At 65.1% G+C, this 16,655-nt stretch carries 15 protein-coding genes; 8 read left to right on the top strand and 7 right to left on the bottom strand.

Going from position 1 to position 16,655, the window contains the following annotated elements; genetic code table 11:
- Window positions 1-65: 65 nt before the first annotated feature.
- The gene (gene metG / locus CH305_RS01925) at window positions 66-1,610 is read right to left on the bottom strand and encodes a methionine--tRNA ligase (protein ID WP_094702330.1); all 1,545 of its coding nucleotides are present in this window, start codon (window positions 1,608-1,610) and stop codon (window positions 66-68) included.
- 21 nt (window positions 1,611-1,631) lie between these two features.
- Between metG and CH305_RS01920 the strand changes: the two genes are divergently transcribed.
- The 3 genes from CH305_RS01920 (at window position 1,632) to rsmA (ending at window position 4,582) form a co-directional block, all read left to right on the top strand.
- Window positions 1,632-2,459, top strand: a complete 828-nt coding sequence (locus CH305_RS01920) for a TatD family hydrolase (protein WP_037155180.1) — start codon at window positions 1,632-1,634, stop codon at window positions 2,457-2,459.
- 101 nt (window positions 2,460-2,560) lie between these two features.
- Window positions 2,561-3,688: a resuscitation-promoting factor gene (locus CH305_RS01915; protein WP_094702395.1), complete on the top strand. Its 1,128-nt coding sequence runs from the start codon at window positions 2,561-2,563 to the stop codon at window positions 3,686-3,688.
- Between the two features lie 18 nt (window positions 3,689-3,706).
- Complete coding sequence (rsmA, locus tag CH305_RS01910) at window positions 3,707-4,582, top strand: 16S rRNA (adenine(1518)-N(6)/adenine(1519)-N(6))-dimethyltransferase RsmA (protein WP_094702328.1); 876 nt, start codon at window positions 3,707-3,709, stop codon at window positions 4,580-4,582.
- Window positions 4,583-4,585: 3 nt separating this feature from the next.
- On the opposite strand, the gene CH305_RS01905 is transcribed toward rsmA, so the two are convergent.
- From CH305_RS01905 to CH305_RS01895, 3 genes are all read right to left on the bottom strand, one after another.
- Entirely contained in the window at window positions 4,586-5,089 is a 504-nt protein-coding gene (locus CH305_RS01905) for a hypothetical protein (protein WP_094702326.1), read from the bottom strand.
- Between the two features lie 101 nt (window positions 5,090-5,190).
- A complete protein-coding gene (locus tag CH305_RS01900; protein ID WP_094702324.1) occupies window positions 5,191-6,006 on the bottom strand; it encodes a DNA/RNA non-specific endonuclease in 816 nt (271 codons plus the stop codon).
- Between the two features lie 12 nt (window positions 6,007-6,018).
- Window positions 6,019-7,008 carry a YafY family protein gene (locus tag CH305_RS01895; protein ID WP_032377274.1) on the bottom strand — a complete coding sequence of 330 codons (990 nt, stop codon included), beginning with the start codon at window positions 7,006-7,008 and terminating at the stop codon, window positions 6,019-6,021.
- Window positions 7,009-7,103: 95 nt separating this feature from the next.
- On the opposite strand from CH305_RS01895, the gene CH305_RS01890 reads away from it, so the two are divergent.
- From CH305_RS01890 to CH305_RS01875, 4 genes are all read left to right on the top strand, one after another.
- A complete protein-coding gene (locus CH305_RS01890) occupies window positions 7,104-8,039 on the top strand; it encodes a 4-(cytidine 5'-diphospho)-2-C-methyl-D-erythritol kinase (protein WP_032404895.1) in 936 nt (311 codons plus the stop codon).
- Window positions 8,039-9,835: an ABC-F family ATP-binding cassette domain-containing protein gene (locus CH305_RS01885; protein ID WP_032377273.1), complete on the top strand. Its 1,797-nt coding sequence runs from the start codon at window positions 8,039-8,041 to the stop codon at window positions 9,833-9,835. The genes CH305_RS01890 and CH305_RS01885 overlap by 1 nt, the downstream gene beginning before the upstream one ends.
- 112 nt (window positions 9,836-9,947) lie before the next feature.
- On the top strand, window positions 9,948-10,631 hold the full coding sequence (locus tag CH305_RS01880) for a DUF4166 domain-containing protein (RefSeq protein ID WP_032377272.1): 684 nt from the start codon (window positions 9,948-9,950) through the stop codon (window positions 10,629-10,631).
- Window positions 10,632-10,665: 34 nt separating this feature from the next.
- A complete protein-coding gene (locus CH305_RS01875) occupies window positions 10,666-11,679 on the top strand; it encodes an enoyl-CoA hydratase/isomerase family protein (RefSeq protein ID WP_094702322.1) in 1,014 nt (337 codons plus the stop codon).
- 10 nt (window positions 11,680-11,689) lie between these two features.
- On the opposite strand, the gene CH305_RS01870 is transcribed toward CH305_RS01875, so the two are convergent.
- The 3 genes from CH305_RS01870 to CH305_RS01860 all read right to left on the bottom strand — a co-directional run bounded on the left by CH305_RS01870 (window position 11,690) and on the right by CH305_RS01860 (window position 14,796).
- Window positions 11,690-12,355, bottom strand: coding sequence for a hypothetical protein (locus tag CH305_RS01870; RefSeq protein ID WP_032404894.1), 666 nt, complete (start codon window positions 12,353-12,355; stop codon window positions 11,690-11,692).
- A gap of 146 nt (window positions 12,356-12,501) precedes the next feature.
- A complete protein-coding gene (gene pnuC, locus CH305_RS01865) occupies window positions 12,502-13,155 on the bottom strand; it encodes a nicotinamide riboside transporter PnuC (RefSeq protein ID WP_094608285.1) in 654 nt (217 codons plus the stop codon).
- Window positions 13,156-13,161: 6 nt separating this feature from the next.
- A complete protein-coding gene (locus CH305_RS01860) occupies window positions 13,162-14,796 on the bottom strand; it encodes a peptide chain release factor 3 (protein ID WP_249305014.1) in 1,635 nt (544 codons plus the stop codon).
- A gap of 218 nt (window positions 14,797-15,014) precedes the next feature.
- On the opposite strand from CH305_RS01860, the gene CH305_RS01855 reads away from it, so the two are divergent.
- On the top strand, window positions 15,015-16,649 hold the full coding sequence (locus CH305_RS01855) for a fatty acyl-AMP ligase (protein ID WP_032404289.1): 1,635 nt from the start codon (window positions 15,015-15,017) through the stop codon (window positions 16,647-16,649).
- Window positions 16,650-16,655 lie beyond the last annotated feature (6 nt).

Genomic DNA, 16,655 nt, shown 5'->3' with positions numbered 1-16,655 from the left:
GTGCCTGCGGCAGTGGTGCGGTTAAGTGCCCTGGGCGGCACATGATCGCACCACTGCCGAAGGCTCTACTCGTACTTGGGGAACACCGGCGTCGGGGTCGGTAGTGCCGTGCCGGGTACCGAACGTGTTGCCACATCGGCAAAATCGCGGTTCGACGCACCGAGCAGGTCGAGGATGCGCGACGCGGAATCTGGCATGACGGGCTGCGCCAGGATGCTCACGATGCGTAGCACCTCGATCGTCACGTACAGCACGGTGGCCATGCGATCGGGATCGGTCTTGCGTAGCACCCACGGCTGCTGCAGCGAGAAGTAGCGGTTGGTCTCACCGAGTACCGACCAGATCGCTTCGAGCGCGGAATGGATTGCCTGCACATCGAATTCGCGTCGGCAGATCTCCAGCAGCGCATCCGCGCGAGCCAGCATCGCCTCGTCCTCGGCGGTGAAGTCGCCCGGCGTCGGGAGCTTTCCTTCCAGATTCTTCGCGACCATCGTCAGCGAACGCTGCGCGAGGTTGCCGAGTTCGTTGGACAGATCGGCGTTGACGCGAGCGACGATGGCCTCGTGGCTGTAGCTGCCGTCCTGACCGAACGAGACCTCGCGCAGGAAGAAGAAGCGCACCGGATCGAGACCGTAGTTCTCCACCAACGACTTAGGGTCCAGAACATTGCCGAGAGACTTGGACATCTTCTCGCCCTTGACGTTCAAGAATCCGTGCACGAACACCCGCTTGGGTAGCTCGATACCCGCGGACATCAGGAACGCAGGCCAGTAGACGGTGTGGAAGCGGGTGATGTCCTTGCCGATGATGTGCAGATCGGCCGGCCAGAACTTCCGGTACGACTCCGACTCGATGTCGGGATAGCCGGCTCCGGTGAGGTAGTTGGTCAGTGCGTCGACCCAGACGTACATCACGTGCGCGGGATCGCCGGGAACCGGTACACCCCAGTCGAACGTGGTTCGCGAGATCGAGAGGTCGCGCAGACCGCCCTTGACGAAATTCACGATCTCGTTTCGGCGCGTGTTGGGCGCAATGAAGTCCGGCGACGCGTCGTACAGCGCGAGGAGCTTGTCCTGGTACTGCGAGAGCCGGAAGAAGTACGACGATTCCTCGGTCCACTCGACGGGCGTGTTCGTCTCCGTCGCGACGCGGGAGCCGTCCTCGCCGAGAGTCGTTTCGGCCTCGGTGTAGAACGCCTCGTCGCGCACCGAGTACCACCCGGAGTACGAGTCCAGGTAGATGTCGCCGTTCGCCTCCATCCGCTTCCACAGTTCCTGGCTGGCGGCGTGGTGGTCGGCGTCGGTGGTGCGGATGAAGCGACCATACGAGATCTTCAGTAGATCCTGAGCGGCCTGGAACGCATCGGAGTTGCGTGCGGCGAGTTCGCGAACGTCGACGCCCTCGGTCTGGGCAGTCTGCTGCATTTTCAGGCCGTGCTCGTCGGTTCCCGTCAGGAATCGCACGTCGTAACCGTCGAGGCGCTTGAAGCGTGCGATGGCGTCGGTGGCGATGTACTCGTAGGCGTGCCCGATGTGGGGAGCGCCGTTGGGGTACGCGATCGCCGTGGTGACGTAGAAGGGTGGCCGTGAGGCATCAGCTGGCGCAGTCATGGTGCGCCTACTCTAACGATCGTGAGTAGAGACCGTCCCGCACCACCGTTGCCCGAGCCCGTCGGCACCCTCGTCGACGCGCACACCCACCTCGATGCGTGCGGCGCGACCGACGCGGCGAGTGTGGCCGCGATCGTGGACAAGGCCGAGTCCGTCGGCGTCACCCGCGTGGTCACCATCGCCGACGATCTCGAGGCCGCGCGCTTCGCCGTCGACGCTGCGTCCTGGGATCCGCGGGTATGGGCCGCGGTGGCCATTCACCCCACCCGCGCGAATGTGCTCGACGACGCCGCCAAGGCCGAGATCGAGCGACTGGCATCCGATCTGCGCGTGGTTGCCGTCGGTGAGACCGGGCTGGACTACTACTGGCCCGGCAAGCTCGACGGTTGCGCGACGGTGGCCGAGCAGCACGAGGGATTTCGCTGGCACATCGATCTCGCGAAGCGCGTGGGCAAACCCCTGATGATTCACAACCGTGAGGCAGACGAGGACCTGCTGGCAGTTCTGAGATCGGAGGGTGCCCCCGAGACGGTGATCTTCCACTGCTTCTCGGGCGGTCCCGAGACCGCGACGGCCTGCGTCGACGCCGGCTACGTCCTCAGCTTCTCCGGGACGGTCAGCTTCAAGAACGCGCATGCCCTGCGCGAAGCCGCGGTGCTGGTGCCCGACGAGTTGGTGCTGGTGGAGACAGACGCACCGTTCCTCACCCCACATCCGTTCCGCGGCGCACCGAACGAGCCGTACTGCCTGCCGTACACCGCCAGGGCCTTGGCCGAAGTTCGCGATCAGGATCCGGCAGAGCTGGCGGCGCACGCGACTGCCAATGCCGAGCGGGTGTACGGCCTGTAGCAGCTGAAGTTGCGGCGCGGGTACTAATTCGTTACCGTACCGTGACCGAACTCGGCGTTTCGCGTACCGAGTCACGCTCGCAACCGCCAGGAATACGAAACTTGTCGACTATCAGACGTCTCAACTCCGCCCGTTCGACCACGCTCTACCTGGTCATCGCGGCCCTGTTGATGACGCTCGTCGCCGGTGGCGTGATGGCCGTGAGCCGTCACAAGACCGTGACCATCGACGTCGACGGCGACATGATTTCGCTGAGCACGATGAAGACCGACGTCAACAGCGCCCTGGTCGACGCCGGCTACGCGCCGTCGGACAAGGATCTGGTTGTTCCCGCCCCGGACTCCGGGCTCAACGACGGCGACACCGTGGTGCTGCGCCGCGCCCGTGAGATCACGCTGAACGTGGACGGCAAGCCCGAGGACATCTGGACCACCGCCCTGACCGTCGACGAGGCGCTGCAGCAGACCGGGTTGGCCGAGGACGTGCACGTGTCCGCGTCCAGATCCGAGCGACTGCCCCTCGACGGAACCGAGCTCGATGTGGCTCTCCCCAAGCAGGTCTCGCTGGTCGACGGCGGATCCCCGGTCACCCCGGTCACTCTGGCCGCACCGACCGTGCGTGAATTCCTCGAAGCAGCGGGCAAGCCGCTGGAAGAGGCCGATACCGTCACCCCGGATCCGGACGCCACCGTCACCGACGGCGCAGAGATCGTCGTGACGCGCGATCGGACCGTGACCAAGTTCGAGACCACCGACGTCGACGCTCCCGAGCAGCGCATCGAGGATCCGACGATGAACATGAGCAAGACCGTCGTCGAGAATCCCGGCGCTCCTGGTGTCTCCGACATCACCTGGAAGATCAACATGGTCAACGGTGTCGAGGTCGGCCGCGAGAAGGTCGACGAAGTGGTCAAGGTGCCAGCGCAGCCGAAGACGGTTCGCGTCGGAGCCAAGCCCGGTACCGAGGTGCCGCCGGTGGAGAACGGGGCGATCTGGGACGCGCTTGCCCAGTGCGAGGCAACCGGGAACTGGGCGATCAACACCGGCAACGGTTTCTACGGCGGCGTGCAGTTCGACCAGAACACGTGGGAACGCCAGGGCGGCCTCAAGTACGCTCCGCGCGCCGATCTCGCCACCCGCGAGGAGCAGATCGCCATCGCATCGGTGACACAGAAGTCCCAGGGTTGGGGCGCATGGCCTGCCTGCACCTCGCGTCTGGGTTATCGCTAGTCACGTAGAGTTTCGCCCGTGTCCGAACATGTGAGGGGATCTGCGGCTCTGCTCGGTCCTGCCGAGGTCCGCTCGTTGGCCGCCGAGCTCGATGTACGGCCCACCAAGCAGCTCGGCCAGAACTTCGTGCACGACGCCAACACCGTCCGACGCATCGTCGCCTCCGCCGGAGTCGGCCCACAGGACACGGTGCTCGAGGTCGGCCCCGGCCTCGGATCGCTGACACTCGCGCTGCTCGATGTCGCCGAGGCCGTCATCGCCGTCGAGATCGACCCCAAGCTTGCGACCCGTCTGCCGATCACGGTGGCCGACCGGGCCCCGACTCTGGCCGACCGCCTGACGGTCATCGAGGCCGACGCCCTTCGTATCCGCGCCGCGGAGATTGCCGGGGAGCCGACCGCCTTGGTGGCCAATCTTCCGTACAACGTCGCCGTTCCCGTGCTGATCCATCTGTTCTCGGAACTGCCGAGTCTTCGGGTGGCTGTGGTGATGGTCCAGGCCGAGGTGGCCGATCGACTGGCCGCGGTGCCGGGAAGCAAGATCTACGGCATCCCCAGCGTCAAGGCCAGATTCTTCGGTGACGTCAAAAGGGCAGGAGCAGTGGGTCGTTCGGTGTTCTGGCCAGTCCCCAAAGTCGAGTCGGGCCTGGTTCGCATCGATCGGTATGCCGAACCACCGTGGCCGACGGACACCGCGCATCGCAAGGCTGTCTTCTCCGTGGTCGATGCCGCATTCGCGCAGCGGCGCAAGACTTTACGAGCAGCCCTGGCGGGGTGGGCAGGCTCCCCGGTCGCCGCCGAACGGCGACTTCGCGAGGCCGGAATCGACCCGACGGCACGCGGCGAGACCATCGACGCCGCAGCCTTCGTCCGTTTGGCCGCTACCGAAGCCTGACCGTCAGAACGGGTTCAGGGTCACTTCGAGTGCGCCGGACGACGTGACCCGCTGCGGATTGAGCTGCTGAATCAATGCTCCCGAGGTGAGCGTGATCGTGTACTCGACCCACCCGAGGCCGGTGTCGATGTACGCCTCACCCCACGGATACCTCGCGGTTCTGTCCTCGTGTGCGACGCCCGAGGCGCCGGTCGTCGTGTTGCGCCACTGCACTTCGGTGTGCGAAGCGAACGACAGAAAACGCCAGTTCTGGCTGTAGATCGGGTCGGTGGTCGGCGGCTGCGCGGTGATCGCCAGGAATGCGTGATACGGCCCGCCGTAGTCGGATCGAAGGCCGCTGTAACCGTTGACCTCGAGCGAGTACGGCGCTTCCCAGGGGTACGCGCTCGGGATGGACACGGTCGTGAGATGGGAATGCGGTGCCGCCGCCGCCGTGCCACTCGAGACGAACAGCGCTGTCACCGTCATCGCCAGCGCCACCAGTGCCGTCGTCCATCGTCTTCGCATGTCGAACCCCTGTTCGTCGACGCCTCGTCAGATGCTGAGCAATGCTATTGGCATTCCGCGTCGCTGCGCGTCACGATTCCGTATCGAACCAAGTGGTTCGTTCAGAGGTGGATGTCCGACAGTCGCGTCAGCTCGGTCCACCTCGACGCCGCACCGCGGGCCGCGGCCACCGGTGCGTAACGATCGGCTTCGATCAGAGGGTCCAGCTCGAGACCGGTCGCCGACGCGATGTCGGCCACCGGAACCTGGTATGTCCGGTAAGGGCCGAGGGGCGGGGGATCGGTCTCGAGTCGCAGCGGTTTGTCGAGGATCGGGTCGAGAGACGGCGACTGGTCCAGCACGTAGCCGGTGCATGCAGGATTCGAATCCTGCGACCACACAGCGATTTTGAAGAACCGCCGCGGAATGTTGATACCGCGGTAGATGGGATCGTCGTCGGCGAATACGCAGCCGCTGAACACCGAAAGACGTCGGCCGTATTGCTCTGCGTAGCCCAGAACGTAATCTTCGAGCCCGAGCCACAGTGTCTTCGATTGGTTCAGCGTGGCCGTCTGCGGAGCGCACACCGTGTAGTGAAAGGTGTCCTCGTTGGCGCGGGTGGCCACCGACAGCTCACCCCACACCGGGTCTCGCCTGCGAACCAGGTGTCCGCGATCGAGGTCGTTGTTGGAGTACAGCTCGTTACCGGCCTGCTGCGACGGCGGCAGGCGGTCGTCCAATCGCCAGTCGTCGCCCCGTTCGACATCCTTCAAGCTGGCCCCGTCGATGTTGACACCGGTGACCGCGGCGAGGCGTCGGTCGGGGTCGATGGACACCGAGAAGTGGGTGTACGGCAGTACCACCACACCCGCGCGATCGGGCAACGGAACGTCGATGTCGGCCAGGAACTTCGGGTCGAAACCGAATGGTGTCGTCATCGGTCCATTGACTCACGTGTCGGTTACCGGAGAGTGAACCGCCGCGAGGTACCGGTCGGTCAGTCTCGCGTGTCGCTCTGCCACGACTCGGCATTCCTCACGTAGTTCCGGTGGATCGAGCACGGTGAAATCGGTGTCGAACGCCGCCAGCCATCGCGCGATCGACGGCAGCGAATCGCCGGACAGCACCACCGCGCAGGTGTGCTCGTCGATGGATTCGATTGCGCCCCATTGTTCGTCGATCATCGGAGCGATAGTCTCGATCGGTGCATGCAGTGCGATCCTCGCCTGCACCTGCGTGAACGCGCGATCGATTCCCTTCGAGACGAACGCGGCCGCCCCGCCTGCAGGCAACTCTCGCGGGGTGAACCGAGGACCTGTCGGAATCTTCGGAATCAGGCGATCCACTCGATACGATCGCCAATCCTCCCGCAGCACATCCCATCCCAGCAGATACCAGCGTGCCCCTGCCCGCACCAGACTGTACGGTTCCACCTCACGTCTGGACTCGGAACCGTCGTGCTTGCGGTAATCGAATCGCAGCCGCTCGTGCCCGTGACACACCGCCGCCACCGTCGACAGCACCGAGGCGTCCACCGCCGAACGCGGCGTCTGTTCCACCACGTCGATTCGCAGCGCGTCGAGCCGATGCCGGATGCGCGACGGCATCACCTGCCGCAGCTTCGTCAGTGCCCGCAGCGACGCCTCGCCGATGCCTGCCACCGACCCACCGGCGGCGGACTGCAACCCGAACGCCACCGCCAGTGCCTCGTCGTCGTCGAGCAGTAGCGGCGGCATCTCGGCACCGGGGCCGAGCTGATAGCCGCCGCCCACCCCCGGCGTCGCATTGACCGGGTAACCGATATCGCGCAGCTTGTCCACATCGCGTCGCAGCGTTCGTGGGGTGACATCGAGCCGCTCCGCCAGCTCCGCGCCCGCCCAATCGCGACGGGTCTGGAGCAGGGACAGCAACCGCAGCAGCCGTGCCGAGGTTTCTTTCATGCTCACACGATGCCACGCAATGCGGACATGTTCGGTCCGCATGCAAAACCCTGGTGGTGAACTCGGCCGCTGTTTCTCCACTACTGTGGTTACTCGTGCTGTCTGTCGTTCCCACACCCGTTGTCGTTCGGGCCCCGTCGAAGGTGAACCTGCATCTCGCGGTCGGTGACCTGCGTCCCGATGGCTTTCACGAGTTGACGACGGTGTTCCAGGCGCTCTCGCTGTCCGACGAGCTGTCGGTGATTCCGGCCACGTCGCTCTCGGTTCGGGTGCGCGGCGACGACGCGAAGGTGGTTCCCACCGATTCGCGGAATCTGGTGTGGAAGGCCGCGGTGTTGCTGGGGCGTCGAGTCGGGCGTGAGCCGTCGGTGGAGATCACGATCGACAAGGGCATCCCGGTGGCCGGAGGCATGGCAGGCGGAAGCGCCGATGCCGCCGCGACGCTGGTGGCGCTCAATGCGATGTGGCATCTGGATCTCTCTCGCGACGAGCTGGACGAGATTGCGGCCGAACTCGGTAGCGACGTGCCGTTCTCGTTGCACGGCGGCACCGCGGTGGGAACGGGACGCGGTGAGAAGTTGCTTCCGGTGCTCTCGCGCAACAGCTTTCACTGGGTACTGGCGTTGGCCAAGGGCGGTCTGCAGACGCCCGCGGTGTACAACGAGCTCGACGAGTTGCGTGCCAAGGGCAGTCCGCCTCGCCTCGGTGGCACCGAGGATCTGATGCACGCGCTCACGTCCGGTGATGCGCGAGCACTCGCACCGTTGCTCGGCAACGATCTGCAGGCTGCTGCGGTGTCGCTGATGCCACAGCTGCGTCGCACCCTTCGAGCGGGGGTCACGGCCGGGGCGTTGGCGGGCATCGTCTCGGGCTCGGGCCCCACGTGTGCGTTTCTGTGCGCCGACGCCGACGCGGCGGTGTCGGTGAGCGCTGAACTGTCCGGTGCCGGCGTGTGCCGCACCGTCCGTGTTGCGAGTGGGCCGGTTCCCGGCGCTCGTGTTGTCACTAATGAATCGATTGGTTTTTCCTGATGGTCAATCTCGTCAATCTCGAAAACGTCAGCAAGTCCTTCGGCGTCAAGCCGCTGCTCGACGGCGTCTCCCTCGGTGTACAGGAGGGCGAGCGCATCGGCATGGTGGGCCTCAACGGCGGTGGCAAGACCACCACACTCGAGGTTTTGGCCGGTCTCGAACCGCCCGATTCGGGACGCGTCAGCCGAGTCAACGGCCTGCGGATGGCCGTCGTCACTCAGCGTGGCGTGCTTCCGCCCGGGTCGACCGTCGGCCAGGTGGTGCTCGACCCACTCGGAATGGCCGAGCACGAATGGGCCGGTGATTCTCGGGTGCGCAACATCCTGACGGGCATCGGCATTGCCGATCTCGGACCGGTCGGCAGCTCCGGGCTCGACGCGTCGATCGACAATCTGTCGGGCGGCGAGCGGCGTCGCGTCGCGCTGGCTGCGGCGCTCGTGCAGGACCTGGACTTGCTCGTGCTCGACGAGCCCACCAACCACCTGGACGTCGAAGGAGTGCAATGGCTCGCTGCGCACCTGGTGTCGCGTCGCAGCGCACTCGTCGTGGTCACTCACGATCGGTGGTTCCTCGATACCGTCGCCAATCAGACGTGGGAGGTCGTCGGGGGTGGTATCGAAACCTACGAGGGTGGCTACAACGATTGGGTCTTCGCGCGGGCCGAACGGTCCCGTCAGGCCGACGCATCCGAGGAGCGGCGTCGCAACCTCGCCCGCAAGGAACTTGCATGGCTGCGCCGCGGTGCTCCTGCGCGAACGTCCAAGCCGAAGTACCGCATCGAGGCTGCGGAGGCATTGATCGCCGATGTACCGCCGCCTCGTGACTCCGTAGCACTGTCCTCCTTCGCGCAGCGTCGGCTGGGCAAGGTGGTCATCGAACTCGAGGACGCGCGCCTGGAAACTCCCGACGGCCGGGAGTTGGTCAAGGACTTCACGTGGCGTCTGGCTCCCGGCGAGCGCGTCGGTCTGGTCGGCGTCAACGGTTCGGGTAAGACGACGATGCTCCGCACGCTCGCCGGTGAACTGCAGCCCGCCGCGGGCAAGCGCATCCAGGGCCAGACCGTCAAGATCGGTTGGCTGAAGCAGGAATTGGACGACTTACCCAAGAAACTGCGTGTCCTCGACGCGGTCAAGGAAGTGGCCGAGCGGATCACGTTGGGCGACAAGGAGATTTCTGCTGGGCAGCTCGCGGAAAGGCTGGGCTTCACCCCCGCTCGCCAGCGCACACCGGTCGGAGATCTGTCCGGTGGCGAACGTCGCCGCCTGCAGTTGACGCGAGTTCTGATGGCCGAGCCCAACGTGCTGTTGCTCGACGAGCCCACCAACGATCTGGACATCGACACCCTGCAGCAGCTCGAGGACATCCTGGACGGCTGGGCGGGCACGCTCGTCGTCATCAGTCACGACCGGTACCTGATCGAGCGCATCTGTGACTCGACGTGGGCACTGTTCGGCGACGGCAAGCTCACCAACCTTCCCGGCGGCATCGAGGAGTACCTGCGTAGGCGGGCCGTCCTCGCCGCCGACGCGACGCCGGACTCGTTGACCACCGGCGGGGCACCGCGCAAGGCAACCCGTGATGCGGCCTCGGAGCGCGCAGCCCGCAAGGAACTCAGCAAGCTCGAGAAGCTCGTCCTTCGGCTCTCCAAGCGTGAGGTCGAGCTGCACGCAGAACTAGTCGACGCGTCCACCGAGCAGAGCAAGCTCGTCGCTCTCGACACCGAGCTCAAGCAGGTTCTTGCGGACAAGGACGTTGCCGAGGAACGGTGGATGGAACTGGCCGCCGAGTTGGAGTGAGCGGCTCCGCCGCATGTGGCAGGAGTGGAGCCTGCGGAACGACCCGGGGTAATAGTTGGCTCGTAGCCCACTACGAAGTTTCGCTCACGTGCCCGATGCGCATACTGGACACATGGCATCGGTGGTCGCGGAAGTACTCGGTTCGGATTTCTCCCGTCTGCATCCCAAGGTTCAGTGGCGCTTCGGATTGAAGTCCTCGGACCATCTCGCCCAATTCGGGGTTGGCGTGATGGAGGAGATGACGCACTCTCGGCTGGTGCCGCCGCCGTTGCTGTGGGCCGGCCGCAAGCGTGGACTGTTCCCCGCCGGTGTGGGCAAGGACGTGCCGTTCACCATCGCCAACTACGCGTATGTCGACGAATTGGGCCGCGAGACACTGTCTTTCGTGCGCCGTTTCGCCTTCGTCGGCCATCCGCAGGGGATGAACTCGGTGATGGTCTCCTCGGCGGAATCCGACGCGTATGCCCTGGACTATCTGGGGTTCTCCTCGGACATGGTGGTGCACACCAGGTGTGAGGTCGACGACGAGGGCGGTCTGATACTCGAGAGCGAAGTGCCGAGATTCCTGCTCGGCCCGCTGGCACCGAAGTTGCCGAAGGTGGCGTCGGCACTGACGATCGGTCGGGAGTGGTGGGACGCAGCCGAGGAGCGGCATCGCATCGAGATCAAGGTGCAGAGTCCGGTGCTCGGCCAGTTGTTTCTGTATCGCGGATGGTTCACCGCAGAGGAGAGGCCGTGTCGACCTGCCGACATCCCCGGTGACGCGCGCCCGCGATCGGTGGAGTCTCGCGAGTAGCGCGCGCTACTGTTACGCGTCGAACGATGCGCGTATGAAGGAGTCAACTGTGGCCGTTGTCGAAGCCGAGGTGTCCGGCGGGGTCGGACATATCGTCCTGAATCGGCCGGAGGCTCTGAACTCGTTGAACGGTGCCATGATCCAGGGCATCCGAGACGCTCTCGATGCGTGGCGAGACGCCGATGCTGTCGCGTCGGTTCTGGTGACGAGCGGTTCGCCGCGGGCGTTCTGCGCGGGCGGAGATATCAAGGCGATTCGGCAGGCAGTCGTCGACGGCGACCACGACGCCGGTCCGCAGTACTTCGCGGCCGAGTACGATCTCGACGAACTGATCGCGAACTACCCCAAGCCGTACATCGCCGTCATCGAGGCCGCGGCCTTTGGCGGAGGTCTGGGTATCTCGATTCACGGCAGCATCCGCATCGTCACCGAGAACGCGGTGCTGGCCATGCCGGAGACGGCGATCGGCTTCGTGCCGGATGTGGGGTCGAGCTATTTTCTGTCGCGGCTGCCCGGTCGTGTCGGGCGTTACCTGGCGCTCACGGGTACGCGCATCACCGGATCGGACGCTCTCGCACTCGGATTGGCCACGCACTTCTGCCCGAGCGAGGTGGTGGACGAGCTGAAGGCCGACATCCTCGCCGGCACCGATATTCACGAAGCGCTGGAGCGTCACACCATGGCACCGTCGTCGACGGAGCTGTCGTTCGACGCGGAGGCGGTGGCGGCGGTGTTCGAGAAGGAGTCTCTCGTCGACATCATCGACGCACTCGAGTGCGATACACCGTGGTCGCGCACAACGAAGACTCAGCTGGCGACGTTGTCTCCGACGTCCCTGATGGCCACCGACGCGCTGATTGCGCGCGGAGCAGACAGCACGTTGCGGGAATGCCTGGACCGCGAGTTGCGAATGGCTACCTGGATCATCACCGAGCCGGATTTCGCCGAGGGTGTACGCGCGGTGTTGGTCGACAAGGACCGTGCACCGCAGTGGAAGCCTCTGGTACTCGAAATGGTGCGACCAGAGGTCTTCCAGCAGCTGTTGTGACCGTCTGGGTTCAGCGGTAACCCTTGGCCGGGTTCTGCAGGTCCAGCACGATGGTCTGGCCGTTGGAACGCACGTGGATCTCGGGGTTCTGCAGGCCACCCGAGACGAGGTATTCGCCGAGAAGCTGCAGCAGCTCGTCGGGGCCGACCGAGGTATCGGGGGTGCGGATGTCGCCGGTGCGGCTGCCGAGCTCGTTCTGGGTCAGCCGGCCTGCGATGCGTACCGAGGCGACGCCCATGGCGGTACGACGGTCGGGAGCCTGGCCACGCCCGAGCGTCGGCGTGGAGCCGGTCGATCCGTGAGACGTGGAGCGGCCGTTGGTGGGCAGGCCGTGTTCTGAGATCTGATCGCTTGTAGTCACTTCAACCTCGTTCGATTCCGTGGCGGGCTTCTCTGGACGACGTCGATCCGCGCGGGGGGTCGCTGAATCCGTAACGGACGACGTTGCTGGTGCAGGCGTTGTTGCGGACGCCTTCTCGGTGGGCGTGGCCGCTTCGGCCGATTTCTCGGTGGTTGCGGCCTCGACCGCCTTCTCGGCGGGCGCTGCCGCCGAAGAATCGGTGCGGGCACTGGTGGGCGAAGTGGAGCCGGACTTCGGCGGCGTCGCCAAACGATGCGCAGGAGCGCCACCGACCTTGATCCCGGCCAATGGGTAGTTCGATCCCTGTGTCGTCATGTCGTCTTCCACTTCATCGTGTTCCCAGGTGACTCGGTGCCGAGATGTCACGATCGGATATCGATCAGGACGACTCACTCGGCGTCGAGCACGCCAAAACGTACTCTAAGTTTGTTCGGACACACTGAGAGTAGCATCACGATTGTTTAAGACGCTATTTTTCGACCGATGTATTTGTTCTGGATCCTGAACCACACGGCAAAACCCCAGGCGACGAACGCGGCGTACACCACGTAGAGAGCCGCGGACGGGTAGAAACCGGCGACGACGAGCAGCGGTACCCCTACTACGTCCACCGCGATCCAGATCAGCCAGAACTCTGTGAGTCCGCGCGCCATTCCGAAGGTGGCCAGCATCGATCCGGTGAAGATCCACGCGTCGGCCCATTTGCCGAACGAGCCGAGATAGCCGAAGAGCTGCGCGAACACCACCGTGCCGACGACCGCGACCACGAGCATGGCGGTCCGTTCTCGCGCAGTACCCCACCGCGGGAGCACAGCGGCCCCCGATCGCTTGGAATCTCGCATCCAGCGCACCAGCCCGTAGACACTCACGGCGATGAACATCAGCTGGCGTCCGGCTTGGCCGTAGAGATCGAGTGCCTGCGGTGTATGGAACACGCCGCCCAGAAACACGGTGAACAGCAACGCGTTTCCGATGATGCCCACCGGCCACGCCCACACGACGCGTCGCATCCCACCGATGGCCGAGAGCAGCCCGAAGCCGTTGCCGACCACCTCACGCCACAGCACGGGGTGGCCGAACACGCTGAATTCGGCATCGAGCAGATCGATCAGCACAAGGTGCTACTGATCGCCCGCGGCGACGAGCGGTTCGAGGGTCAACTCCGGCATTTCCTTCTGGATGTACTGCAAGCGCCATTTGTCGCTGACGAGTGCCAGCAGGGCCCCGTCCGTCCGGGTGAAGATTTCGACCCCACGCTGACGACCCAGTTCGACGGCCGATGCCGCGTCGGTCCGCCGGGCAAGGGAGTACCCGAGCGGTTCCATCCGGGCGTCGACGCCGAATTCGGTCTTCATTCGTGCGGTGACCACCTCGAACTGCATCGGACCGACGGCCGCGAGCACCGGGGAGGCGTCGCCGCGAATGTCGTTGCGCAGCACCTGAACCACGCCCTCGGAGTCGAGCTGCTCCACGGCGCGGCGGAACTTTTTGTACTTGTCCGCACTGTCGACGCGCAGTGCCGAGAAGTGTTCGGGCGCGAACGACGGGATCGGCGGGAATTCGACCTTCTTGTCGGAGTACAGGGTGTGGCCCGGAGCCAGCGCGGTCGCGTTGACGAGACCGACGATGTCTCCCGGGTAGGCGTTCTCGACCGTCGTGCGATCGCGGCCGAACACCGTCAGGGCGTACTTGGTGGTGAACGGCTTCTTGGTCTGGGCGTGCGTGACCACCATTCCGCGCTCGAAGACGCCCGACACCACGCGCATGAAGGCGAGTCGGTCCCGATGGGCGGTGTCCATACCCGCTTGCACCTTGAACACCACAGCGCTGAACGGATCGGTCACCTCGCGCACGCCGCCGGAGACGTCGTCACGAGACCCAGGCGCGGGGGCCAGGGCCACCAGGGTGTCGAGGATCTGCCGGACGCCGAAGTTGAGCATCGCCGAGCCGAAGATCACCGGCGAGGTCTGGCCGGCCAGGAACATCTCCTGATCGTGCCGCTGACCGCTCGAGATCAGTAGATCGCTTTCCTCGACCGCGGTCTCCCAGTCGACGCCCTCGCGTTCTGCGGCTGCCTCGGCCGACATGAATTCCTCGGGAGCGATGGTGGCACCGCCCGCGGTGCGCGTGAAGCGGATGTAGCTGCCGTCCTGCACGTCGAGCAGCCCGCGGAAATCACCTGCTATTCCGACGGGCCAGTACAGCGGCGTCGGAGTCAGGCCGATCCGCGACTCGATCTCGTCGAGCAACTCCAGCGGCGACTGGCCCGGGCGGTCCCACTTGTTGATCACGGTGATGACCGGGATGCCGAACTGGCGGCACACCTGGAACAGCTTGAGAGTCTGCGGTTCCAGGCCCTTGGCAGCGTCGATGAGCATCACGGCCGCGTCGACGGCCGTGAGCACGCGGTAGGTGTCCTCGGAGAAGTCGGCGTGGCCCGGAGTGTCGACGAGGTTGATGACGTTGGTGATCTCGGCATCGGGTGATGTGTGGTAATTGAACTGCAGGGCAGTCGAACTCACCGAGATTCCGCGGGCCTTCTCCATCTCCATCCAGTCCGAGACGGTGGAGCGGCGGCCGGCTTTGCCGTGGATGGCTCCGGCCTCGGAGATGACGCGGGCATGCAGTGCCAGTGCCTCGGTGAGCGTCGATTTACCGGCGTCGGGGTGAGAGATCACCGCGAATGTTCGACGCCGGGCGACTTCGGTCTCGAGCTCTTTGGAGGGGTTTCGAGAAGGCCCGGAATCGCCGCGCACTGCCGGTCCGGACCCTTCGAGCGCTGCGTCGACGTCGGGGGTACTGGACGGGGTACTCACGAAAACCTCATTCTCGTAGAAGGCGGCACCGACACGGTGACCGGGCAGAAATCCTGCGTTCGAATTCTCAGGATACGCGGCCTGTTGTGCCTCGCGGGCGGGGCGGGACTGCCTACTGTGTTCGGTGGGGCGGGATCCACCTCACGAGGAGACGCGCGTTGAGCAAGTTCACCGAGGAAATGTTCGAGACCGCGAGCACCAGCAAGCGAGGTCTCGTCACCGGCGAGCCCGATGAGGCGCTGCGGCAGTCCTGGGGCGAAATTCACGAGCAGGCGCGTCGAATGGCAGGCGCGTTGGCCGACGCGGGCGTCGTGCACGGTGACGCGATCGGCATTCTGGCCGGTCAGCCGGTGGACATCGCACCCGCGTGTCAGGCGACGTGGATGCGCGGAGCGTCGGTGACGATGCTGCATCAGCCGACTCCGCGGACCGACCTCGCCGTGTGGGGCGAGGACACCGAGACCGTCGTGCGGATGATCGAGGCCAAGGCCGTCGTTCTCGGGGCCCCGTTCGACATCGCCGCCCCGGTGCTCGAGGAGCGCGGCATCACCGTGTTGAAGATCGAGGACATGAAGACCGGTCGCGATATCGACCCGGTGCCGACGGCAGAATCCGATATCGCGTTGCAGCAGCTCACGTCCGGTTCGACCGGTTCACCCAAGGCAGTACGAATTACGCACGAGAACTTCTACGTCAATGCGTACGCGATGATCGACCGCATCGAGTTCGACGTCGAGTCCGACGTGATGGTCAGTTGGCTGCCGCTGTTCCACGACATGGGTATGGTGGGCTTTCTCTCGGTGCCGATGCAAGTCGGTGCCGAGGTCGTCAGCATCACTCCGCTGGACTTCCTGCGTTCGCCGCTGCTGTGGGCCAAGCTCATCCACAAGTACCGCGGAACCGTCACGGCGGCACCGAATTTCGCGTACTCACTGCTTGCGCGTCGGTTGCGCCAGGCCGAGGACGATCTGGACCTCGACCTGTCCACTCTGCGTTACGCCTGGAACGGGGCGGAGCCTGTCGATCCGGACACGATGATCGCGTTGGCAGAGGCCGGCGCCCGGTACAAGCTGAACCCGTTGGCTCTCGCGCCGGTGTACGGAATGGCGGAAACCACTCTGGCGGTGTCGATTCCGGACCCAGCTCGCGGTCAGGTGATCGACGTGGTCGACGCGGACCTGCTCGAGACTCTGGGTCGAGCCGTTCCGTCCACCCGTGGCAACACAAGATCTCTCGCCACCCTCGGCAAATTCGTGCCGGGCCTCGAGGGCCGCGTCGTCGACAAGGAGGGGCAGGTGCTGACCGCTAGAGGTGTCGGCATCATCGAAGTGCGGGGCAAGGCCGTCACCCCCGGGTACATCACCGTCGAGGGGCCGGTCTCGACGCAAGACGCCGACGGCTGGCTCGACACGGGCGATGTCGGCTACATCACCGAGGAAGAACTGGTGGTCGTCTGCGGACGCATCAAGGACGTCATCATCATGGGCGGTCGCAACATCTATCCCACCGACATCGAACGGGCAGCACAAACCGTCGCAGGTGTGCGGCCCGGCAATGCCGTTGCCATCCGGCTCGATGCAGGCGACAAGCGTGAAAGTTTCGCTGTAGCCGTGGAAACCAACGACATCGGCAATGCGGACGAGGTCAAGCGCATCGAACGTGAGGTGGTCCACGCCGTGCACTCGGAGGTCGGAGTGCGACCCCGCACCGTTGCCGTACTCGGACCGGGCAGCATTCCCAAGACGTCGAGCGGCAAGCTGCGACGGGCCAATTCGGCGTCACTGATCGCCTGAAACGGC

This window comes from Rhodococcus sp. 15-649-2-2 (assembly GCF_002258645.1).
Lineage (GTDB): Bacteria > Actinomycetota > Actinomycetes > Mycobacteriales > Mycobacteriaceae > Rhodococcoides.
The sequence above is the reverse complement of the archived record's forward strand: the minus strand, read 5'-3'. Positions and strand labels throughout refer to the sequence as shown.

Bases quoted from the DNA above. Each gene is read 5' to 3' on its own strand.
- CH305_RS01885 (WP_032377273.1), top strand. From the start codon at position 8,039: ATGGTCAATCTCGTCAATCTCGAAAACGTCAGCAAGTCCTTCGGCGTC.
- CH305_RS01905 (WP_094702326.1), bottom strand. From the start codon at position 5,089: ATGCGAAGACGATGGACGACGGCACTGGTGGCGCTGGCGATGACGGTG.
- CH305_RS01875 (WP_094702322.1), top strand. From the start codon at position 10,666: ATGAAGGAGTCAACTGTGGCCGTTGTCGAAGCCGAGGTGTCCGGCGGG.
- metG (WP_094702330.1), bottom strand. From the start codon at position 1,610: ATGACTGCGCCAGCTGATGCCTCACGGCCACCCTTCTACGTCACCACG.
- CH305_RS01880 (WP_032377272.1), top strand. From the start codon at position 9,948: ATGGCATCGGTGGTCGCGGAAGTACTCGGTTCGGATTTCTCCCGTCTG.
- CH305_RS01895 (WP_032377274.1), bottom strand. From the start codon at position 7,008: ATGAAAGAAACCTCGGCACGGCTGCTGCGGTTGCTGTCCCTGCTCCAG.
- CH305_RS01870 (WP_032404894.1), bottom strand. From the start codon at position 12,355: ATGACGACACAGGGATCGAACTACCCATTGGCCGGGATCAAGGTCGGT.
- CH305_RS01900 (WP_094702324.1), bottom strand. From the start codon at position 6,006: ATGACGACACCATTCGGTTTCGACCCGAAGTTCCTGGCCGACATCGAC.